The organism is Flavobacterium sp., from assembly GCF_031423415.1.
GTDB lineage: Bacteria > Bacteroidota > Bacteroidia > Flavobacteriales > Flavobacteriaceae > Flavobacterium.
Genome location: NZ_JANPFL010000005.1, coordinates 1 through 22,905, shown reverse-complemented (window position 1 = coordinate 22,905; position 22,905 = coordinate 1). Strand labels below are relative to the sequence as shown.

Here is a 22,905-nt window from a genome sequence, read left to right as displayed (position 1 = left end):
AGGAAATATCTCATAAATTAAAAATTATTTGTTTAAAATTATTAACATCTTTGTAATAATTTTCTTTTTCTTGAATATCAAAATTTTCTATAGAAATATCTTCTAGCTCTTCCAGTTTACCAACTGCTATTTTCTTATTATAATCTAAAAAAACTAAGTCCAAAAAAGCATTTTTTCTTACTATTATTGGTTTATTGAGCTGTAACGCACGACCAAAAAATCCTGAAGGTCTATCATTATTGTAAAAGCAATATGTAATATCACAATTAGCAATTAAATACAATAACTCCTCATTTGTTAAAAACTTATTTAACATTAAACAATTATCGAAATTCTTTATAATTACTGCGTCTTCATCTTCTATTGAACCGGCCAATAAAAAGAAATACTTCGAATTGTTTTCTAAATATTTTAATAATTCTTTTTTTGATCTTTGCTCATTTAGCCTACCTGCAACTAATACTATATTTTGGGTTTCATTGAAAAAAATTTCATCAATCTCAATTGGTCTGCATTGCCTAATATCTAAAAATTCCAAATCCCATAATTGTGGATCATAAATAAAACCATTAACAAAAGGCTCCATTTTATGCATTAAAGGATGCCCTTTATGTATTGATACTACAGTTGTTGACGAAAAAAATTTAATAGCAAGAAAAATAATTTTTTTGACTAGTGCTTTAAGAAATATTAGACGCCCTCTTCTAAAGAAAAATTCCTTAAAAGTTCTATTTTCAAGCAAATATTCAGTTCTTACACTCAACGCACAACCTTTTCCCTTCCATAATGACCTCAAAATAATAAGTGGAAAAAAAAACAAATCAACACTGTCTATATCTAAATAAAAAATAGTACTGCTCGAAAATAATATTTTAATTTTATTTACAAATCCTTTCTCATTCTTTACTGCTACAAATTTTGAAATCAACAAATGATAATCATCGTGATGACATATTCTATTAGCAGAAAAACAATAATTTTCTATTCTACTCATTTAAAAACTGATTTAATGGCATTCTATTGAAAATTTCAAGTTTCCCTCCAACCGTACAATTAACGACTTCTCTATTATTTGCTTCATAATATTCTTTAGCCATTTTATAGTGCAATTCTGAACCTGGAAGGTCTGGCAGTTGCCACTTTACTCCATCACTAAAATATTTGGAGGAAAAATGGTTTGGATCTACATCACCCGCTACCACGGTCATATTAGCAGAACCTTGTGTGACAAAATTGTGATCACAGCCAATTAAGGCAACTTTCTTAAAACCAAGATGATATGCAATTTGTAGTGCAACATATGTTACTGTGTAACCTTGACATACCGATCCAGATACATCTCCTGCAAATTTTAACTGAAAAGGAAGAGAATGAATAAAATTAACATTATGTCTTTTAGCAATTGTATCAGCCGCAGAGCTATCCAAAATAACTTCTATATCAGTTGAATTGAAAAATTCGCTATTCTGATTTATAACTAACTTATTAACCGATACGATTAAATTAGGCCTAAAATCAGTTTCATCAAACAAAAGATTTATTTTATTTAAACCAATAGTAAATATATCACTATTTTTTAATTCATCAAAATCTACAGCATTAAGACTAGGTCCATTACAAAGAATAACAAGTTTCTTACCTTTATAGCGATCCTTCATATTTTCTAATGCCCTTTTACTTTTTCTAGCTGGACTCTTTAAATCCCATCTGAATTTATTAATTATGAATCCAAGAGCCATTCGATATAAATTTAGTTTTTCGGCAGGCTTAATTTGTGAAATGTAATTCATGATGTAAATATTAAAAAAATTGTGTTAATAATGATTAAAATAACAGTGTATAAAATTACTTTAGAATGAAAACTAATAAGTTTATACCCAAATACTTCATGTGAACTTTTAATTCCATTGTAAGTATAATAAAAAATATTACCACATAACATTCCAATTGGCATACAATAAAGCCCGTAATCTTTAATTAAAAGGTACGCAACACCCATGAAAATTATGCCATAAATAATATTTGCTTTGTGCCAAATAACTTTATTGGATAAGCTATGTGCCTGATAATGCATTGCGCCTAACCTCTCCAAAATAATATTAATAGACAATAAAAACCATAAAATATAATCCAAGTGTGTCACTTTACTATGAACTAATTTAAGCATTAAATCACCAAAAACCAACAATCCCAAACAACAAACAACGGCTAATAATGTAGCAGTATTAATACTTTTTCTAATGACTGAGAGTAATTTATCCCGGTCATTTAATTGATAATATTGAGCAAATAAAGGCAGTTTAGAATAAAAAGGAGCTCTTGAAAATTCACTAATAATTGTTATAAACCTAAATGAGATAAGATAAACGACTAATTGATTTTCGGTTAAATAATTGATCAATAAGAAAGAACTAAATTGATTCAATCCGTATGACGACATAATACCGATACCTCCTTTCCACGAAGGGACAATAACATGCTTTGAAAACTCTTTTTTATCAATTATAGTTTCCTTGTAATTTGATTCAATCTCATTTATATTTTTATTAAATACGAATTTAACGATTATTATATTCCTAGCTATTCCTATTAAAACCCATATCTGATTATTAATAACTAGAAGATTAAAACTAGAAGTCCATAAAAGAATAATAATACTAGACGAAATTTGTAAGATGACAATTATACCCTCCCACCGTCTCAACAAAGCAACTTCGTTTAACCCCTGAAGTAAAGCTACACATTTATTATTATTAATTTTAAAGAAAAGTATCACTAAAATTAACACTAGCAAATAATACCCATTAGTTGGATTGTCAAGTCTTTCAATTGGGGTGTTTAAGAAAAAAACAGCAATTAACGTGATAATAGAAATCGAAATTATTGAAACAATTAAAAAAACATTGTCCATCTTCTTCTTGATAGCAAGAATTAGATTCCAATTTGGTCTGCGTTTACCACCCTTCTTAACTTCATCAATCTGATTTAAATTTTCAAGTCCGGCCATTGCATAGGAAACAACTCTTGTATAGGTATTACCAAAACCTAAATCTGCCAGAATTTGAAATCCAAATAAAATACTGAATAAATACCACAAGGATATTTCACTTTGATTAAATTTAGAAAGAATTAACGGTAAAACAACTATAAGACTTATAGATCTAGTCAAAAAACTAAACCAAGTCATAAAGGTAGGTGAATGATATATGCGTAAAAACAAATTTTTCATTAATGCGTATTTACCAATTCCATAAGATTCTCAACCGCCATGGTTCCCTGTCTTACCACACTTTGATAGGTTCGTGATCCAACATGGGGAGTAATAATTACATTTTCAACTCCTTTAAGCTTCTCGTTTTCATCAATGGGTTCTATGGCAAGAACATCGGTCAAATACCCCCTAATTTTTCCTTCTGATAGACCTTTTATAATAGCATCAGTATCGATCAACATGCCTCTAGAGGTATTGATAATAATGGGATTATTTTTCAATTTATTAAAAATAACATCTTCATTAATTAGCTTTTCCGACTGAGGAGTATGTGGAATATGCAAACTAATAACATCAGCATTGGCATAAATATCCTCAATATTTTCTGTAAAAATCATTTCAGGAAAGTCCTTAATAAATGCTTCGTTTCTAAACAAATCAAAACCAATTACTTTCATTCCTAATGCCAACGCTTTTTTTACCAATTCTTTACCTACGGCACCTAGTCCAATTATCCCTATTGTTTTTCCTTGGATTTCATTTCCAGTTATTCTAGCCCAGCCGCCTTGTTTGGTAGTTTCATTTTGCAAATGAATATTTTTTTCGAAGGTAAAAAGCAAAGCCAATACATGTTCTGAAACAGAAATTTGATTCACTCCTGGACAGTTTTTGACTGGAATTCCTAATTTTTTTGCAGCCTCTAAATCAATTCGGTCTAATCCCACGCCATATTTAGAAATGTATTTCAATTTACCTTCCTTGCCCTTGATTAAAACTTTTTCGGTATATTCATCATCACCGCAGAGCACGGCGTCATACTCTTGTATAATCGGCAGTAAAACACTTTCGGTTACGGGTCCTCTCAAAATATCAACATGGTATCCCTGATCATTCAATAAATCATGATGAGCTCCCGGAGTGTCTTGAAATGAAGTCGATGTAAGTAATATTTTCATTAATTTTTATTTTTATACTTTATTTCTAATTCTGTAATAATTTTTTTTATCGTATCTAACGGCATGTAGAACCTTCTATTCTCTTTGACAATCATTATATCCCAAGGAAATATGGTTTCTCTTTTGTTTTTTATATTGTATTCAAGTAATTTAAATTGTAAATCTCTGTTTTCTGAGTCAAGAGTAAATACTTGACTCTTATGCAGTATATCAGCATTACGATATAATCTATTCAAGTCTGTATCATTTATTCTGATTTCTTTTATTTCTGCAATTCCACCATCAAACGTTTTATAAATTTGATTCCATTCCCCGTCAGGATTGTTTGTATAAAAAAGCATATTGGGGTACACTTTTTTTACATCATTCATCCAAGTTTTTAAAAAATCGACTACAGATTTTTCTTGAAAAGATTCGTATTTTTCTATATTGAAACTTCCTTTACCGGAAACATTAATATAATCTGCTTTATTAATTGACTTCGATGTTTTTCTCCTGTTAAGCAAATTGTATTTTTTTGTACAATAATTACAAAAACAACCAATTAATTTCACTTTTTTTAGTCTTGCATTGAAAAGTGCATCATCAACCATCAAAGCATAGGGTTCTTTTGAAGCAAGAAATAGTGATTTATCCAAAAATAGCTTCTTAAAATTTGGATTATTGACACAACCCCAATATGGATTTTTCACTTTCCAAGATTTCATCCAAGGAGCAATGAAAATCTCTCCTTTATAATCTATTATTTTGTTTTTTTTTGAGGTATATCCAAGAGAGTCGGCTATTTGTGGATTTAATGTTAAACTAAAAGGTAACCCTTTTTTTTTATATTTTTCTAATATAGCATCATTCTCATAATATATCCAATCTATTTTTTTGGGATTTAATTCATCAATAGCATCTAAGGTTTTTGCATTATCAGTTTGATTTCTCGGGTGGAAAAAGCGTGATGATAAAGTAAAAATTGGTAATTCTTGTGACCAAATAGTAATCAAGGATGTGCTAAAAAAAAAATAGCGACAAAAGATTTTTTTACAAAAGAACCCTTTGTATTTTTAATCATTTCGTTAAACATTAAGTTTTTCAATTATTGGATGCAAATTGCTTAAATCTTCTACTCTAATTCCTGTAAAATCTTTAAACAACTCTTTCCCTTCCTCTGTCTCTCTTAATATAAATGTAATATCATTACAAAGAGCTGCTTTATAATCACTAAGAGCGTCGCCAATAAAGACGCATTGATTAGGGCTAATATTTTTAGTAGTCAAAATCTCCTTTACCCAAAAATCTTTGTTTTCTGGTGAACCGTACACCCCTTTAAAAAAATGAAACATTTTTCTTTGTTTTAAAATCGGTATGATTTCAAGAGTTGGTGTTCCTGTAATTATATATTTTTCATATTCGTTTGCCGAATTTAAAAAATCTGAAGCGCCTGTTACTTCCGGAGCATTGATAACTCCATCCATTACTAAATCACTAAATTTGTCTGCTAGGGATTGGATTTTCTCCTCAGTTAGCGCTTCTCCTAACCATTCGCCATTAAAAACTTTAATTTTTTCAAATCTTGATACTCCACCATTTGCTTGATGATAATCTACCACTCGTTGTGCAAATTCATCACCATAAGAAAGATATAACTGCCTAAAAGCTTCTGTTTTGATATTGACAGACTCAGCAAGAACACCGTCAAAATCAAAAAATATATATTTTATTTTCATAATTTGTAACTTTTATTTACGAAGACAACACATTCTTTTATCAATAAGTTCTTTTTTGTATAAACTATTGTTTTCTGCCGTATCTCTTTTAATCTGTTAACCATTTCAAATTCTCGTGAGTTTGAATAATTTTAGAAATAGGAAAATTATGGGATTCAGACGTATATAACTCCTCAATAATTTCTTTTTTACGTTCTCCCTTAACAAGTACAATAATTTCTTTTGAATTGAGAATCACAGGATAGGTAAGTGTTATTCTTTCAGTACTCAATTGTGGTACTTTATTCAGAACTACAAACTCTTTCTGTTCCAGTAATGCCAACGTGCTTGGAAATAAAGAAGCAGTGTGCCCATCATCGCCCATTCCTAATAAAATAAGATCAAATTGTGGAAATCCATTTTGACCAATAGGAACACTATTGCTTATAATTTGTTGGTACATAGCTATCGATTCCGAAAATGAAATCCCATTTTGTACCATCGAAAATCGGGTTGATGTTATACCTTCAAAAAATGATTTACTGATATTTCCAAAATTACTAGAATCATCATCAATAGAAACTACTCTTTCATCGACCATAAAAAAATTAAATTTTGACCAGTTTAATTTCTTTGTTTTTAGAATTTCTAAAATGGGTAATGGTGTAGTTCCTCCAGACAAAGCTATGTTAATCTTACCCAAATTAATCAACTCTAATTGTTGTAATTTTTCGAATAAAAAATCAGAAGCATATTCATTAAAATCAATTGATTTTGAAGAGTAAAATTCAGGTTGTCTATTGTTCATTTTTATAAACTGCTCTTATACATTCTAATAAACCTTGCCCCATGTCAATATGTGGATTAGCAATCAATTTTTTGCTCACACTAGGTTCAAAAGAATAAGGTGTAAATTTATAATGATGGTTATAACCTGAATCATTACAGTTTACTTCGATTTTATTGTTCAGAATTTCGTTGATCATATTAAACAACTCCACTCTTTGCATGCGTTCCGTACCGGTTAAGATAACATGAGTATTACTATATACATCCGACTCGATTACATCTACTGAAAGTTTTGCAGCATCAGAAGCGTGAATATACTCGCGAATTTCTTTTCCATCTCCGTTGTGGTCAATTTTCCCATTGAGAACAGCTCCTTTAACCAAATTATAGATATAATTATTATCATAACTTTTCTCTGAATACACAGATCCATACCTTAATATCACAAAGGGCAAATTGTGTTTTTTATGGTATTCCTCAATAATCTTTTCGGAGGCCAATTTGCTAATTCCGTAAAATGAACCTTTGTTGCTCATAGCATAAGCACTACTGGCATACACAAATTTACTTACTTTGTGAGTCAAGCAGGCATCAATTATATTTACATTTCCAATTATATTGAGTTGTAATGTATTTATAGGATTTTCGATAGCTTTATCTAGATTTGCAAAACCTGCAAGATTATAAACGATGTCAAAATTTTCTTTGTTAAATATATCGTCTATACTATTTTTGTTAGAAATATCACAATGAATAAAATGTACTTCATTCATTAATTCCTCGTTTTTATTAATATCAGCTACAAACACGATATAATTTCTAAGTAAAAGTTCTTTCACTAAATAATAGCCTAAAAAACCAAATCCGCCAAAAACTAAAACTTTTTTCATTATAGTTTACTTTTTAGCAGTTTCATTTCTTGTCTTGCCTTATCGCCTAAAAAGAAGAAATCCAAACTAAAAGCTAAAAATGAATACCCCTTGTTGATTTTTTCCAAAGTCTTGGAATGATCGGAATCTATGACGTGGAATCCCAAAGGTTTATTCAACTTTTTAGCAATTGCATCAATCCTTGCTAGTGCATCTTGAACATCCTCTCGATCATACTCACCAGGATATCCCATAGATGCTGACAAATCATAAGGGCCTACAATGATTCCGTCTATTCCGGGTACAGAAAATATTTCTTCAAGATTATTAACCGCTTCTATGTGTTCTATTTGTGCAATAATAACCACTTCGTCTTTTACCCATTTTTGATAGGTATCAAACGAAGTTCCGTATTTTTGAGCTCTATTTAAACCCACACCACGTTTACCCAAAGGTGGATATTTTACGTAGTTTACAGCTTCAATTGCTTCTTCTTTGTTTTTTATCATCGGTACAATAACCCCATCTGCACCCGCATCTAAGACTCGCTTGATAACAACTTCTTCGTTTTTGCTAACCCTAACAAGGGCTTGCATTCCGTTTCCTTGAATATGACCAATAAGATTCATTACGGTCTCTATACTTATGGCAGCATGCTCTAAATCTATAGTAAGCCATTCAAAACCTGCCGAACCTAATATTTCAATTACCGATTGGTGAGGTATGGTTAACCAAGACCCTATTGATAATTCATGATTTTTAAGTTTCCCTTTAAGAATACTATTATTATGCGAAAAGTTTTTCATCTATTTTAAGTACTAGTTTTTTTAATGTTTCGATTTTACCTTCAACTGCAAATTGTGGGTGGTGTATATCATCAGGGAAAAAAATCGCCATATAACCGGGTCTCAAATTAACTTCGGTTACAGGATTTCCAATATTTTTATAAAACTGACAATCTGACTCTTCATCATAAGCTTCAATAACAGCTACATCAATGTTATTGTAAATTTTAATGTGTTCATTTCCAGAAAACAAAATCTGAACATCAACTTCTTTGCGGTGTGATTCAATTATTTTAGAATCCAATTTAGTATCATAACTCATGACTTTGAAGTAATAGTTCTCATGCGACTTATATACTCCGTTTGGCGTTGTTGAATTATAATTTCCTAATTCATTTTTAATTTCAGTAAAAATCGGTGCTTTAAAATAAAGGCTCCAGTTTTCAATTTTATCTATAATCATGATAGTAATTTATATAAAGACTCGGCAATTACAAAATCTTGATGTTCGTCAATATCTACTGCTTCTATTTTATCAATTTCAAACATAAATGGCTTAAGACCAATTCTTTTTCTTCCAGAATTCAAAAAAGATTCTTTCGTAAAAATATAAAAGTTTGAATTCTCCTCAAACAAGGGTTCCAAATCTTGAGTTCGCAATAACTCCTCAGGATTATGATTATAAGCTTGTCCATCTGATGTATACAATCGAGTTTGCATTTTTGTAACTGAAAATATAGAATCATACACTTTTTCTGGAAGCAACGCTAGCATTTTTTCAATGGCATCATCCACTGATTTTTTTTTGAGTAATGGATTTGTGCTGTGCGTTTGCAAATAAATATCAGCGTCTACATTATTTATATCGCAGTCAATCACAGTGTTCATCGATACAAAATCACCAATAATTTCTTCAGGTCTATCAATCACAATAACTTTATCATCAAAATTTTTGCTGATATCACTCTTAATTGCTTCACTGTCAGTATTAACTACCACATAATTAATATAACTAGAACTTAACAAAGTTTCCATAACCCGATGATACAATGGTTTTCCAGAAAAATCTTTTAAATTTTTATTTGGAACTCGTTCTGAATTCCCTTTCATAGGTAATAAAGCAACTATTTTCATTTCCTTATCAGTATTAATTTTTTTTATGAAATACACTTCAAATAATTAAAACATATTATTTCATTCACAATATAATAATCGTTTGACGGCCTATCTTTATCTTTGTCTTTTCAAAATTTCCAAATCACTTGCCACCATTTCTTTCACCAATCCAGCAAGGTCATATTTCGGCTCCCAACCCAGTTGCGTTTTAGATTTTGTAGGATCACCCAATAACAAATCGACTTCTGTGGGTCTATAATATTGTGGGTCAACTCGCACCACTACGGTACCTACAGGCAATTGATATTCAGGATTATTACAAGCGACAACTTTGGCAGTTTCATTTTCATTTTCGCCTTCGAAGGCCAATTCTATTCCAGCTTCAGCAAAAGAAAAACGCACAAAATCACGGATGTAAGTAGTCACTCCGGTGGCGATTACATAGTCTTCCGCTTTATCTTGCTGCAAGATTCTCCACATGGCTTCAACATAATCTTTAGCATGTCCCCAGTCTCTTTGCGAGTTGAGGTTTCCTAAATATAGACAATCTTGTTTTCCCAATGCTATTGCTGCGGTGGCCATAGTAATTTTTCGGGTAACGAAGGTTTCCCCTCGTCTAGGTGATTCGTGATTAAATAAGATTCCGTTGCAAGCAAACATATCGTAGGCTTCACGGTAATTTTTAGTAATCCAAAAACCATATATTTTAGCAACACCATAAGGCGAACGTGGATAGAATGCAGAGTTTTCGTCGTAAAAACCTTTGGCATTCTTGTTTTCCGCCAAACCTCCATATAATTCAGAAGTAGAGGCTTGATAGATTCTAGTTTTCTTTTCAAGACCAAGAATCCTAACGGCTTCTAGGATTCTTAAAGTACCGATACCATCGACATTCGCTACATATTCTGGAGAATCAAATGAAACTTTCACATGTGACATCGCACCGAGATTATATATTTCATCAGGTTGTACTTCTTGAATAATTCTAATGATATTAGTTGAATCAGTCAAATCACCATAATGCAATTTAAAATGAACATGGTTTTCGTGCTTGTCTTGATAAATATGATCAATTCTTTGAGTATTAAACGAGGATGCGCGTCTTTTTACTCCATGAACTTGATATCCTTTTTCTAATAATAATTCAGCTAAATAAGATCCATCTTGACCTGTAATTCCCGTAACAAGTGCTGTTTTTTGTTTATTATCCATGATTACTTACTATTTATTAAAATGAGTTTTGATAGCTATCAACCGCCTATCTAATGTAATTGTTATTGAAATTATTATTGAAATTGCTATTGAATTGTTTTCAATCCTATAAAGCCACTTTTTTGACATTTTCAACATTCTTTACAAACCAATCGTAAGTTATTTGAATGCCTTCTTCTAAATCTACTTTATGTTTCCATCCTAAATTATGCATTTTTGAAATATCCATTAATTTTCTTGGAGTTCCATCAGGTTTCGTGGCATCCCAAATAATTTCTCCCTGATGTCCCGTAATTTTTTGAATGGTTTCTGCCAATTGTTTTATGGTCAAATCTACTCCTGTTCCTATGTTATACAAATAGTCTGGCAACTTGTTTTCTAAAGCAAAAACAACCGCCTCAGCCATATCATCTACAAATAAAAATTCACGCAATGGGGTTCCGCTGCCCCAAAGGGTTACGGGTGCATTATTGTTTTCCTTAGCCTCATGAAACTTTCGCATCATAGCAGGAAGTACGTGCGAAGTATTTAAATCAAAATTATCATAGGTTCCATACAAATTGGTTGGCATCAAGCTTACATAATCTTTACCAAATTGTTTACGAATGGCCTGGCACGCTTTTACACCTGTAATCTTAGCAATAGCATACCATTCATTGGTGGGCTCTAAATCTCCAGTAAGCAAATACTCTTCTTTCAAAGGCTGAGGCGCAAGTCTAGGATAAATACAAGAACTTCCCAGAAAAACAAACTTTTCCACTCCTGTTTGCATAGCAGAATCAATAAGATTGTTCTGAATTTGCATATTTTCCATGATAAATTGATATGGATAATTATTATTAGCCAATATCCCTCCTACTCGTGCAGCAGCATCAATAATAACATCAGGCTGTGCTGCGGTTATAAAATCACAAACGGCTTGCTGATTTCGCAAATCCAGTTCAGCACTTGAGGCGCCAATCAAATTAATATATCCTTTAGCTGTAAGCGTTCTCCAAATTGCGGAACCTACCATACCACGATGACCTGCAATATAAATTTTTGTATTTAAATTCATTTCGTTTTTGGTTTTTTAACGAATTTTAAACAATTTCTGTACTGAAATTTAGCTTTTTGGAATACAATAAATTATACTATTTAACTAATAAACAATGCTTTATAGTAATGAATTAGTGCTCATTTAATCACAAAGCATTTGATGACAAATTACAAAATTTCATGGCTTCGCCTTACCAACTTACAATTATGTAATCAGGTAGGTTTGGTACATACCATGCAAATATAATAAAAATTGCTCCATTTGCACTATTTAGATTACTTAAAAAAATGAAAAATTAACATAAATAGATGTGAAAATGAAAAAAAAACAAAATCTTATAGAAAATAATAATTTATAGCCTATTGAAAAACAGGATATTAAAATTAAATTCAAAAAACCTAAAATCTTAATCTTTATTCATTAAGTAATAATATGATTTCCAAAAAAAATTTGATCCATTCAACACCTCAACAATCTTCCAAATAAAACATCCCCAAAAATGTCTCTTTTGTTGCTATAAATTTTTCATTTCGTGAATCTCACTTCCATCCCAAAACTACTTCCCAAAAACCAATATGGTGAAGAAGTTGTTTTCAAATGAATATTGATTTCCTAAAAATTAATTAGAAAAAGTGATTTTGAAATTGCTACATAAAAGACTAATGCTATCAAGAACTTCTAACACTAACTCTTACTATCTAGACATCAAGCAACTCCGTTTATGTTTTCGATAAACTCCCATTACAAACTAGGGCTAAATTTGCATTTTTTATATTGGAAATCCAATTTTAATAACAAAACAAACCCCATAATTTAAAAAACTTATGGGGTTTCATTTATAAACAAAAAATTATTTAAAATAAGTTAATACTGATTTGTAGTCAGTAGTACTAATGTACAAGCTACTTCTACTTTGATCTTATTCAGTTCCAATAATTGGTAAAACTCAAGATTCTCGGTTCCTGGATTGAAGATTACTCTTTTAGGCTTTGATTCAACAATGTAGTTGTAATAATCACGTTGACGAATTGGATTCAAATACAAAGTAATAGTATCTATATTTTTTAGAGGAATAGCCTTTGTTTGGATTTTTATTCCAGCTACTTCCCCTGCATTTTGACCTATTGCCAAAACAGAATGTCCTTTTTCGACTAACATTGTAATGGCTTTGAAAGCATATTTTTCTGGTTTTGCACTGGCACCAAGAACTACTGTTTTTTTATTTTTCATTTTTATAATTTCTATGTTACAAAGGTAATCAAAAAGAGATAAAGGGTACTGCGATTCAAATCTTAGTTGTGTCTCGAAAAGCCTTTTAAAAATGAATCGAATTGAAAAACGATAAAAAAGACTACTTTAGCATTCTGAATACAAATTGATATGGATCTTTTTATCTATTTATTTGCCGCACTGTTTTCTGTGTTAAATCCCATTGGAACGGTACCTATTTTTGTTGGGCTCACACAGTTCGACTCCAAAAAAGAGCGATCTAGAATTTCGTTGTGGACGGCGATAGATGTGTTTATAATTCTAATAGTTTCCTTTTTTATCGGACAATATGTCCTCAGTTTTTTTGGAATTAGCATTGACGCACTTCGAATAGCAGGAGGGATAATTATTGTAAGCTCTGGATTCTCATTGCTTTCAGGTAAATTCACTAAGAAGAGAGGAATCAATAAAAAAGCAGAAACTGAAGCACAACTAAGAAACGATATTGCATTAACTCCGCTAGCTATTCCAATGCTTGCAGGACCTGGCTCTATATCATTATTAATTGCATATTATCAGGAACATCATACTACAAATGAAATTATTATTTCTTGTTGCGCCATTTTTGCTATAGCGATCGCTATATTCATCATTTTGAGAAGTGCTCACTATCTTTCCAAAATCCTTGGCTCATCTGGAATTGTTGCCATCTCTAGAATCATTGGATTCATCGTAATTGCGATAGGAATTCAGTATATTGTGAGTGCCCTAATTAGTATCATCAAGGGGAATCTACTTTAGCAATAGACAATTATTCTGTTGGCAGAAATATTTCAGCCATCATACAGCGGGCACTTCCTCCGCCACAAGACTCAATTGTATCAAGACTTGAACTTAAGATGGTTACATGTTCTTCGAGTTGCGCAATTTGCTTTTTGGTCAAACTTTGATGGGCTGAACTGCTCATCACCAAATATCTTCTATCGTCGGCACCTATTACTTCCAACATATTGCCTGCAAAAGAATTGACTTGATCTTCTGTAATTAGAATGATTTCTTTTTCATCTCCTTTCAAACTGTCCAAAACCATTTTTCGCTCTTTTTTATCGTCTATACAATCTGCACAAATCACGGCAAAAGTATCGCCAATACACATCATTACGTTGGTATGGTAAATTAGCTTTCGCTCTCCGTTCACTGTTTGAAAAGCTTCAAATATCACCGGAGAATACTCAAAATCCTCACAGAATTCTATAAATAACTCCTCGTCAGCTCGAGGTGACAAAGCGCAATATGCTTTCCCGTTTTCTCTGTCTAAAAGAATACTTCCTGTGCCTTCGAGATAAAAACTATCTTCTTCGGCCGAAGTGTAATCCATAATTTCATTAATAACAAAACCATTCTCTTCAAGAATATCGAGAATATCTTCTCTGCGTTCTGCTCTGCGGTTTTCGGCAAACATAGGATATAAAACTACATCGCCACTTTCGTGAAAGGAAATCCAATTGTTCGGGAAAATACTGTCTGGGGTATTTGGATCTTTAGTATCATCGACTACTATAACATTGACCCCAACCATTCGGAGTTTGTTTACAAAAGCATCAAACTCTTGTTGCGCTTTTATATTAACCGTTTCCTGCGATAACCCATCAAGGACTTTTTGATAATAATTATTTACAGCCGTTTGTTCGTTCATTCGGAACGCCACTGGGCGAATCATCAATATAGAATTTGTAGTTTGGTTCATGGGATTGGTTATAGGTTATAGGTTGTAGGTTGTAGGCTGTAGGTTGTGAAATTATGATTTCCAATTTTCATCAACGTATTTTATGAAATTATATATTTTAGCACTTAATTCATTGTATTTAGCTATCAATTCCATTTCATTTTTTATAACATCGGGATACAAGGTAGCAATTTTTTCGATATGAAAGACCGTTTCAAGACAACTAGCATAGGAATAAGTTAGGAATTTTACAAAATCAGCTTTGTATTTTTTTCTTCCATATCCTTCTACAATATTCGTGGGAACAGAATCAGAAGATCTCCTCAATTGACTGCCTAATTCATACATTTCGTGCTTTGGTAATTTTAAAGAATAAGAATGGCTCAGATAAAACAATTCTAAACCTAAATTGTAAACTTCTAAATCTTTATAACTTTTCATGTTTCTTTCATTTAAAAATAGTTTGTTCTTCTAACTGAACGAATAACCTAGAACATACAACTTACAACATTCCTATTCTCGTATCAAAGGCAAGGTCGAACAACGCAATAATCCTTCTTGTTTGGCTATTTCGGCGTAAGGAATTTCTTCAACGATGAAGCCATTACCTCTTAACCATTTATTCAATCTAGTAAACTTCTTTTCAGAAACTACCACATTGGTATCTATTGAAAAAACATTCGAATTCATGTGATACATTTCCTTTCTAGTGATATGAAACAAGTTTTCTTCACCGAAGAGGTTAACTAAAAACAAATAATCAGCTTCTTCCCTAAAACCTCGTTTATAAATAATTGCTTTATTTTCGCCCACTGGTTGAAAACAGCAATCCAAATGCAAAGCATTATCTCTGGCTTCAATTTTTGATTTGATTAAATCGAATTCTTTGACTTTTTTATTGGGAAATAATTCTTTAATGAATTGAACTCCTTCGATATTCGTTCTAGCTGTAATGTAATCTTTGTAATCACTTCCTTTATACGTTCCTATGAAAATATAATCGTTCCACAACATCACATCCCCGCCTTCTATGTGCACTTCTTCGGGCGGAATTGCCACCTTAGAAGGATTTATTTGATCGATTACATATTGAATAGCTTCTACTTCCCGCTCTCTGTCAGGTAAAATATTCGATTTTATAAAGACATCGTCTATCACAAAACCAATGTCTCTTGCAAATATTTGATTGTAATTCTCTATGATTTGCGGACGAAAAACTGTAACATTATACTTTTCGAAAACCTGATTAAAAGCTTCCATTTCGGGAATCATATCTGCTTCCTTTGGATATGTTCCTGCCAAAATATGCTCAAGTGACTTAGGGTCATACGTTTCATTAACTGTTGGTGTTGGTCCGTTGCTGTTGGCGATACCCAATACAACGGCTTGCAATCTTGAAGTCTCATTTTTTATGTTTAATTGTAACATAATAGCAGTTTTGGTTTTGCCAAAGATAAAAAAAGCACGACGAATCAGAGCAACTTTATGAATAACTATTTTAATTTGACTTCAAATGATTGTGAGATGAGTTTTGACAACGCATATCCTTTCTTGTAATAACATTAAGATGTGATTAAACCTTTTTCCAATATCAATGAAGAGCTATAAAATAACCAAAAAAATTAAAGTGGTTTTAAACTTTTGCTCCTCCAATATAGTTTTTACACTCCCATTGCTCAGATATTCTAAATCGTCTTTATGAGCATAGCGCAGAGAAATTGCCCATTTAAGCCATCGGCTCAACCTAAATAAAAACTAGACTAACCAAACAAAAAACAAGCTTAACTTAACTATATAGCAAGGTCAACCCAAAGAAAAACTAGGATGACCTAGCTATTATTAACCTCAACCTAAATAAAAGCTAGGTTAACCAAACAAAACACAAGCTCAACTTACCTAAATAGCTAGGTCAACCTAAATAAAAACTAGGATGACCTAGCTTTTACCGAGGTCAACCCAAATAAAATCAAGCTCAAGCTAGGGCATAAAAAAGCCAACCTATAGGAGCTATAAATTGGCTTAAAAATGATGTTGTTTTAGGAAATTATGCTGGATTTGCGCCTGGTTCGTTGCCGCCGAAACGCTTGTTATAGTCATCTACATCTTTCATAGCCATGTCCAATGAAGCATCATTGCTTCTAGAAATCTGCAAATTTTTCACGTATCTGTCTACCATTACCATAGTATCCATAGAGGCACCGAGTTGAATTTCTTCGATAGTTTCTAATGCTTGCACCAAGGCAAGTCTGTTAGATTCCAATCCATCATAATAGTTAATCATTGTAACCAAATCAGTAGGTACATCGCTACGACTCAAACTGTTTGGAAATTGATTGGCAATTCTCGAAACGAGTCTTGCATACCCCTCACGACCCTCAGCCATAGAACGTCCCATTCGTTCGGTAGTGGTCAAATTAATTTTGAAAGGAGCAAACGGGGCAACTGCCGCGTTTACCGCTGTTACAAAACCGGTCAAAATGGGATTTGCCGGAATTGTTGCAATAAATTTTCTCATAAAAAATTGATTTTAAAATTAATACTTGTAAATATAATAAAAACACCTACTGACATTCAATGTATTACCAAAATTTTAACAATTAAAATCCAGCGCGTGTAGTCTAGCTCGAAGTCATTTAAGCTGTAAACATAAAAATCATACTTTTGTAAGGTATGGTTTTAGGGGAGGTATATTGTTTGCTTGACTTTGAATAAAAAAAACTATACCGTTATTGATATAGCTTTTTTGACTTGTTTTTGTTTGCTCAATTTTGTGGGCACGAGCCAGAGGCATCGCGCTAGCCGTTGAAGTTATTTCTACTCGGACCAGCTGGGGGGCACAGAATGCAATTCTGCCTATCCAACACGAGATATTTATTGCATTTCAGCGTGATCGGGGTCGTGTAATTGTGATAAAATTTCATTTTACACAAAAAACCCTGTTAGCCTTTTGAAGGTTAACAGGGTTTTGCAAAAAAACAACAACGCAGAATTGACATTGTCAAATTACAATTCTTGCGGAAGCGGGCAACAGCAAAACATTAATAACTAACTAAATGGACGTTAGAGATATAATATATCACGAATAAAAAAAAACTTAAACACAAAATTCTAAAACCATTTTTGCCCCAAATAATTATTCGGCGATAATGTAAAATTGAGAGAATAATTACTATAACCAAGGCAAAGGGAAAAGCAAGTATAGCAATTACAACGATTGCAAATTTAAACTCGTCAGGTGAGTCTGATAAATCAAACCAGCGGGTATATATAAAAGGTTTAAGACGTTGCTTTATTATTGCATTGTGCCATTGTTTTACATCTTTGAAATATTGAATGGCTAACGTGGATTCGTTGAAAATAAAATAGTAATTGTTGCCAAAACCTATGATATGATTTCGATAAAAATACCATTTCTTGAGCTTTTCTAACTGTGGAAACCCTTCTAAAATAGGGGTCTGATTGCTTGAATAGGGGTCGCAGTTGCAAATGCTATGACCACCAGGAGTTTCAAAAAATATTTCTGAAAAACCAGCACGAGCAAAAATTAAAAAGGGACTGAAAAAAAACAAAAAAATATATTTCATAAGTTGGTTAACTGTTCGATGCTGCTTTAATAGTATTAAGCGTTTTTAGATTTACTAGAATACTATCCTACATTTTTCACATATTTCTGTTGAGCGACATTTGGTTATAGCAGCAATTACAAGATTATTTTTGTAAATAAACCCTAGTTTTTGCTGTATTTACCCTTGATTCTATATGTATTATGGGTTTACCATTTAAATCTAAAAAGTCAAAATTACCAAGTTGTTGCTCTAAGTATGGCATAAATGTTTCATTATATGGAAATTTCCAAACGCTATTTTCTTTTATTAAAACAGTCATTTCTATGCCATAGTTGTCACGAACTGCCGGATTACAACCACTTAAAAAATAATCGACAATTGTTTTCTTATTAATACTAGAATTACTGTCTAAATCCAACAAAAACATAGGTGAAGAATACAAAATTACTATTTCTTGATTATTTATTTTTAAATACAATTCTTTGAATACTACCTGTTCTCTACATCCGGCAATATTGTATGCATCTCCGTCATCTTTTATTTTTTGCGTTGTCAATGAGATAGATTTTTGTAAAAAATCTTTTTGTAAATAAAGTTGCTGTTCTGCTGCATTTTTTCTATTATAATATGAAAAATCGCTAGGATCTAAAAAAGCTGGATTGTTTACTAAAAATCCATAAGCCTCATTTACTGTACTAAATACACCTGGACAATTCAAGAATTGAAATCCTCCGTACCAAGAAGGTTTGACATTTTCACTAGTTACAACGCCACTTTTTATGACAACAGGGTCAATATTGATTTGATTATACCAACTGATGTTACTTTTGGTAGGATGCGGTTTATAAAAGGCCGGATTTTGAGCGTTTGCAAAATGTACCGCAATGATATATACGGTTAAAAGTGCGATTGTATTTTTCATAGTTATAGGAATTAATTGCAATTATTTAAAGAAATTCTTGATGTTATTGTTCCATTTTGGGGATTCCGTATGTTTAAATTTAAAGGTGTTTTCATTAAAAAAGGCTTGTAACCTCTTTGCTGCTGCAATATCCATAAGGCACGTAAACCTTTTATCGCACCTATCTGTTCAAGCATAGTTGTCAAGCTACTTTCCTTTGTGGTATCGTTTTCATCAACACCAAAAGTATCGTAAATGTAAGCTTGCAGAGTACCATTTTTGTCTATTTCTAAACTAAATCCACGCGAGCTAATCTATCTGCTTCTAATTGAGAAATTGGCGAAAAATATTTATCTTTTTCAATAGAATAATAAATAGTACTCAGAAAATCAGCAACTCGTCCCCCAGTACAATCATTTTTGGAGTAACGACCATCGATGCTTATATTAGTATAGCCACAAGTCCCCTGAGCATTGGCGTATATTTGACCGTAAGTATTTATATAAGCATCAACATTTTTAGCCAAATCATCCTCAGAAATCTCAGACATAAGTATTCTTGCTGGCACAGTATAGCTAACCAATGAACCTACTTTACCAGTTGGGCAATTGTTTTTTCTAACGTTGCGTGTTGTTTGTACATTGTAATATTCACAATATATATGAGGTTCGCCATTGACAAAGTTCTGACCGTTTGTATTTACGTCGGATTGCGCTTTGGCATCAGCATCCTGTTGAGATACATACGATATGTGCTTTCCTGCTTCAACAAAGTATTCGCCTGCCATACCAACATTGCCTGTACCACAATTGTTGCGCGTAAACGTGCCACTTTTAGCAACACTAAAAAATGGCGTACTCTTTTGAGTATAGGTTTGCCAGATTTGGTCTGGATCGAAACTTCTTTTCCATCTGAATGATTTGAAATCGCTAAAAAACTCAACGATGTAGTAAGAACTATTGGTTTTAATGCAATTGCCAGTAGAAGTGGTTCCAACTTTTATGGTGTTGAAAGTTGTTGGTGTGGTAACTTCGGTGTTAGTCGTGATATAATAAGGCTCTGAACCAATTTTTTTATTACCCACAAATAATGTTACTTCACTTTGGGTGAAAAGAAAAACGACTTCGTATGGATCGCCAACATTAGGACACCAGTATTTGTTGAGTAAACGACTTTGTATATTGGTTGTTACCATAGTTTGACTTTGCATCGTGGCAACGAAAAACAAGGCTAGTATGAGTATTGATTTTTTAAAATTCATAATGTTTTTGTTTATAATTTATAGAAAGTTTAAGGCGCTATCAACACCCTAACATTAATAGTTTTTGTGATTAATACTTACTTAAATATTCTTGGGTATAATTTGAATTGCTACTCATATTATCAGGTATAGGCGTTTTCCAGTAATCTAAGCCTTGTGTTTTGAGGTAAGCAACTAGTTTCAGTTTTTCTTTATAATCTTTAGAATTTAACTTAAATCTCATCTCATCCCTAAGCAAAAATAATATTTCATATTCGCCTGGGTGGAACTTTGACCAATCAGGATATTTATGTATTCTAAAGTCTACTTTTTGATCAAAAATTAAATAATTTACAATATTAATATGACCATAGGTTAATGCAGTTCTTAACGCTGATGTATACATAAAATGGCGACCTTCAACAGTCATTTCTTGAAAAAAGTGCGGATTTGCTCCAGCATTAATCAAAATTTTAACATTTGTTAAATCACCACTTCTTGCTGCTCTAGTTAGCGGCGTCTCATTTTGACTGCCTGCTAAATTAACATTAGCCCCTTTTTTAATCATATGCTTTAGTAATTGCAATTTTTCCGATGGATTGTACGAAAATGCATTTATATCAATAATAATTGCACTACCGTTTTTATCTAATACATTCGCGTTGAGGCCTCGATCCAGCAAAAGATGTATTGCTTTTAGATTGCCTGTAAATAAGGCAAAATGTCCAATCGTCTTTCCATATTTTTCTTCTTGATAGTTAATATACTCTTCAGGCAGTTCGCTGATGAGTCTTGCTATTTTATTTTGGTTTCTCAAAAAGAAAAAACCAGACATTTCATCTGCTAAATCATATAAAGGGGTGCCATAAAACAACCCTGCATCATCACCTCTTAAAACGCCTCCCCAAACTTCATTTTCCCTTTCTTCGCTATATTTTATTGCGGGAGCTTCTTTAACCCAATTGTCTTTTTGAACTTTGGAATAGACGTGCAATCCTACTAAAACTAATACTATTGCTATTGGTAAATAGAGATTTATTTTATTTTTCATTTTTTTTGTTAATTACAGTCTAAATTAGCCATTACAGTACCCATTGAATGTAAATATCCTGCTGTAACTAGAAAGGCTGCCGCACCTCCAGCACCTGTAGCTCCGCCTAATGCTATTGACGAACCATAACCAAGTAGTGGTATAGCATATGAACCGATATAATTTGTGCTTCCTCTAACCGCATTACCTGAAATATCGTTAAGAAAAGAAACAGGTTCACCGGTCACTACATAGGCGGTTACATTTTTTGAATTACCTAAACCCAATTTATAATTGACGTTATTAATAGTTGCATCGTTTAATCCGGCAGGGTTGTATATAGTAGCTTTAAATCCTGTTGCCAGAGCATTAGCATTTGCCATTCCACCGCCCAACGAATGTCCTGTAAAAGACACAGTATAACTGTTATTTTCAGCCCATATTTTTATCGCTTGGGCATTTTTTATTGATTGAGTATATTGTGCACTGATATAGCCAGTACCTTGGTAGATATTATTTCCCCAATCTTTGCCACTTACTGGGTCGGTACCTTGAGTGGCATATACATACTCTATTTTTCCGTTTCCATTATCTACTCTGTATAAAGCCGAGTTAAATCCAATATCATTGTTAGTTAATACAAGATTATTCCCATTTGCATCTTTTGGCATCGAAGCTTTAGGAACAAGAGTTGTTCCTAGTGGTAAAACATGGCTACCAGCTTTGTTGATAACGCCATCTTTTAGATAGTAACTGTGGTCGGCTAAAAATGCCTTCTCGCACGGTCGCCTCACTGATTCGGGTACTAAAACACATTGATTACCATCAAAGACATACCATTTTGGACAATTGGGTATGATTTGTACTGTTTCTTTTGCCACAACGAGTTCTTCAGGAGTTAACTCTTCTAACACTACTAATTCCTCATAGAGATTCACTTCATCAATGCTGTAATTAAATTTTCCAGAACCACTGCTCTTAGACACTACTACCTCCTCTAAAGCAAAATCAATTCGAACGAAATTACCATCTTGATCTCTTACAAAAAACGATTGTGCACTTTGCCAAGAATCAGAAGTATTCAATGCATTCACTATTAGTTGCCCTACCGCAGTAGCACTCCACTGCGGTTGTCCATTTTCATTATACTGCCCCTGCACCCCAACACAAAAGAACGTAAACAAAAATAATAAAAACCCTTTAGTAATTCTCTTTTTTATAGTTTTTCTCATCTGTATTATTGTTTAATTACGATTCGGGTGTGTAGTTTTTCGTTTTCTTGTACTCGTATTACATAGTAGCCTTTAGGCAAACTAGCGGTGTTTACGGTATAGGATTGCAAGCCTGGTTCTAGGTTTGTAGTGGCTACTTGTACAGTTTGTGCGGTAGTTACACTGGTTATCGTAACTTGTACTTGGGCAGGATTTGCCAACTCAAACCCTATGTACAATTGCTCCTGAAAAGGCACAGGATAGACCTTGATGAACTCGGTTTTTTGGGCTGCTAAGGCTAGTAAAACGGCATCTTCTTCGGTAGAAATAGTAATGTCGTTTTTGGGG

At 32.6% G+C, this 22,905-nt stretch carries 25 protein-coding genes; 1 reads left to right on the top strand and 24 read right to left on the bottom strand.

Annotation, left to right across the window (positions count from 1 at the left end; genetic code table 11):
- Positions 1 to 10 precede the first annotated feature (10 nt).
- The 14 genes from RMO83_RS00935 to RMO83_RS00870 all read right to left on the bottom strand — a co-directional run bounded on the left by RMO83_RS00935 (position 11) and on the right by RMO83_RS00870 (position 12,904).
- Positions 11 to 994 (bottom strand): hypothetical protein, encoded by a 984-nt coding sequence (locus RMO83_RS00935; RefSeq protein WP_310557796.1) that lies wholly within the window; start codon positions 992 to 994, stop codon positions 11 to 13.
- Positions 987 to 1,790, bottom strand: a complete 804-nt coding sequence (locus RMO83_RS00930; RefSeq protein ID WP_310557795.1) for a 6-hydroxymethylpterin diphosphokinase MptE-like protein — start codon at positions 1,788 to 1,790, stop codon at positions 987 to 989. Before RMO83_RS00930 ends, RMO83_RS00935 begins: the two co-directional genes overlap by 8 nt.
- On the bottom strand, positions 1,787 to 3,229 hold the full coding sequence (locus tag RMO83_RS00925) for a hypothetical protein (protein ID WP_310557794.1): 1,443 nt from the start codon (positions 3,227 to 3,229) through the stop codon (positions 1,787 to 1,789). Before RMO83_RS00925 ends, RMO83_RS00930 begins: the two co-directional genes overlap by 4 nt.
- Positions 3,229 to 4,167 (bottom strand): phosphoglycerate dehydrogenase, encoded by a 939-nt coding sequence (locus tag RMO83_RS00920; RefSeq protein ID WP_310557793.1) that lies wholly within the window; start codon positions 4,165 to 4,167, stop codon positions 3,229 to 3,231. Before RMO83_RS00920 ends, RMO83_RS00925 begins: the two co-directional genes overlap by 1 nt.
- A complete protein-coding gene (locus tag RMO83_RS00915) occupies positions 4,167 to 5,162 on the bottom strand; it encodes a hypothetical protein (protein WP_310557792.1) in 996 nt (331 codons plus the stop codon). Before RMO83_RS00915 ends, RMO83_RS00920 begins: the two co-directional genes overlap by 1 nt.
- A gap of 72 nt (positions 5,163 to 5,234) precedes the next feature.
- Positions 5,235 to 5,885, bottom strand: a complete 651-nt coding sequence (locus tag RMO83_RS00910) for an HAD-IA family hydrolase (RefSeq protein ID WP_310557791.1) — start codon at positions 5,883 to 5,885, stop codon at positions 5,235 to 5,237.
- A gap of 88 nt (positions 5,886 to 5,973) precedes the next feature.
- Positions 5,974 to 6,672, bottom strand: coding sequence for a 6-phosphogluconolactonase (gene pgl / locus RMO83_RS00905; protein ID WP_310557790.1), 699 nt, complete (start codon positions 6,670 to 6,672; stop codon positions 5,974 to 5,976).
- Positions 6,662 to 7,543 carry an NAD-dependent epimerase/dehydratase family protein gene (locus tag RMO83_RS00900; RefSeq protein ID WP_310557789.1) on the bottom strand — a complete coding sequence of 294 codons (882 nt, stop codon included), beginning with the start codon at positions 7,541 to 7,543 and terminating at the stop codon, positions 6,662 to 6,664. The genes pgl and RMO83_RS00900 overlap by 11 nt, the downstream gene beginning before the upstream one ends.
- A complete protein-coding gene (locus tag RMO83_RS00895; RefSeq protein WP_310557788.1) occupies positions 7,543 to 8,328 on the bottom strand; it encodes an aldolase/citrate lyase family protein in 786 nt (261 codons plus the stop codon). The genes RMO83_RS00900 and RMO83_RS00895 overlap by 1 nt, the downstream gene beginning before the upstream one ends.
- A complete protein-coding gene (locus RMO83_RS00890; protein WP_310557787.1) occupies positions 8,309 to 8,770 on the bottom strand; it encodes a YhcH/YjgK/YiaL family protein in 462 nt (153 codons plus the stop codon). The genes RMO83_RS00895 and RMO83_RS00890 overlap by 20 nt, the downstream gene beginning before the upstream one ends.
- Positions 8,767 to 9,441: an acylneuraminate cytidylyltransferase family protein gene (locus RMO83_RS00885; RefSeq protein WP_310557786.1), complete on the bottom strand. Its 675-nt coding sequence runs from the start codon at positions 9,439 to 9,441 to the stop codon at positions 8,767 to 8,769. Before RMO83_RS00885 ends, RMO83_RS00890 begins: the two co-directional genes overlap by 4 nt.
- Before the next feature lie 96 nt (positions 9,442 to 9,537).
- Positions 9,538 to 10,635, bottom strand: coding sequence for a GDP-mannose 4,6-dehydratase (gene gmd / locus RMO83_RS00880; protein ID WP_310557785.1), 1,098 nt, complete (start codon positions 10,633 to 10,635; stop codon positions 9,538 to 9,540).
- A gap of 106 nt (positions 10,636 to 10,741) precedes the next feature.
- Complete coding sequence (locus tag RMO83_RS00875) at positions 10,742 to 11,692, bottom strand: GDP-L-fucose synthase (protein ID WP_310557784.1); 951 nt, start codon at positions 11,690 to 11,692, stop codon at positions 10,742 to 10,744.
- A gap of 846 nt (positions 11,693 to 12,538) precedes the next feature.
- A complete protein-coding gene (locus RMO83_RS00870; protein ID WP_310557783.1) occupies positions 12,539 to 12,904 on the bottom strand; it encodes a CoA-binding protein in 366 nt (121 codons plus the stop codon).
- 150 nt (positions 12,905 to 13,054) lie between these two features.
- Here RMO83_RS00870 and RMO83_RS00865 point away from each other — a divergent pair, with 150 nt between their 5' ends.
- Positions 13,055 to 13,684, top strand: a complete 630-nt coding sequence (locus RMO83_RS00865; protein WP_310557782.1) for a MarC family NAAT transporter — start codon at positions 13,055 to 13,057, stop codon at positions 13,682 to 13,684.
- 10 nt (positions 13,685 to 13,694) lie between these two features.
- On the opposite strand, the gene ctlX is transcribed toward RMO83_RS00865, so the two are convergent.
- The 10 genes from ctlX to RMO83_RS00815 all read right to left on the bottom strand — a co-directional run.
- The gene (gene ctlX, locus RMO83_RS00860) at positions 13,695 to 14,630 is read right to left on the bottom strand and encodes a citrulline utilization hydrolase CtlX (RefSeq protein WP_310557781.1); all 936 of its coding nucleotides are present in this window, start codon (positions 14,628 to 14,630) and stop codon (positions 13,695 to 13,697) included.
- A 51-nt stretch (positions 14,631 to 14,681) separates the two neighbouring features.
- On the bottom strand, positions 14,682 to 15,050 hold the full coding sequence (locus RMO83_RS00855) for a four helix bundle protein (protein WP_310557780.1): 369 nt from the start codon (positions 15,048 to 15,050) through the stop codon (positions 14,682 to 14,684).
- Positions 15,051 to 15,122: 72 nt separating this feature from the next.
- Positions 15,123 to 16,037 carry an arginine deiminase family protein gene (locus RMO83_RS00850; protein ID WP_310557779.1) on the bottom strand — a complete coding sequence of 305 codons (915 nt, stop codon included), beginning with the start codon at positions 16,035 to 16,037 and terminating at the stop codon, positions 15,123 to 15,125.
- A gap of 616 nt (positions 16,038 to 16,653) precedes the next feature.
- Positions 16,654 to 17,124: a hypothetical protein gene (locus RMO83_RS00845; RefSeq protein ID WP_310557778.1), complete on the bottom strand. Its 471-nt coding sequence runs from the start codon at positions 17,122 to 17,124 to the stop codon at positions 16,654 to 16,656.
- Positions 17,125 to 17,647: 523 nt separating this feature from the next.
- Positions 17,648 to 18,193 (bottom strand): hypothetical protein, encoded by a 546-nt coding sequence (locus tag RMO83_RS00840; protein WP_310557777.1) that lies wholly within the window; start codon positions 18,191 to 18,193, stop codon positions 17,648 to 17,650.
- A gap of 124 nt (positions 18,194 to 18,317) precedes the next feature.
- Entirely contained in the window at positions 18,318 to 19,097 is a 780-nt protein-coding gene (locus RMO83_RS00835; protein ID WP_310557776.1) for a hypothetical protein, read from the bottom strand.
- 268 nt (positions 19,098 to 19,365) lie between these two features.
- Positions 19,366 to 20,337, bottom strand: a complete 972-nt coding sequence (locus RMO83_RS00830) for a DUF5977 domain-containing protein (protein ID WP_310557775.1) — start codon at positions 20,335 to 20,337, stop codon at positions 19,366 to 19,368.
- A gap of 70 nt (positions 20,338 to 20,407) precedes the next feature.
- The gene (locus RMO83_RS00825; protein WP_310557774.1) at positions 20,408 to 21,367 is read right to left on the bottom strand and encodes an ankyrin repeat domain-containing protein; all 960 of its coding nucleotides are present in this window, start codon (positions 21,365 to 21,367) and stop codon (positions 20,408 to 20,410) included.
- An 8-nt stretch (positions 21,368 to 21,375) separates the two neighbouring features.
- Entirely contained in the window at positions 21,376 to 22,578 is a 1,203-nt protein-coding gene (locus RMO83_RS00820) for a hypothetical protein (RefSeq protein ID WP_310557773.1), read from the bottom strand.
- A gap of 5 nt (positions 22,579 to 22,583) precedes the next feature.
- The coding region (locus tag RMO83_RS00815) for a T9SS type A sorting domain-containing protein (protein ID WP_310557772.1) at positions 22,584 to 22,905 on the bottom strand (322 nt) is incomplete at its 5' end.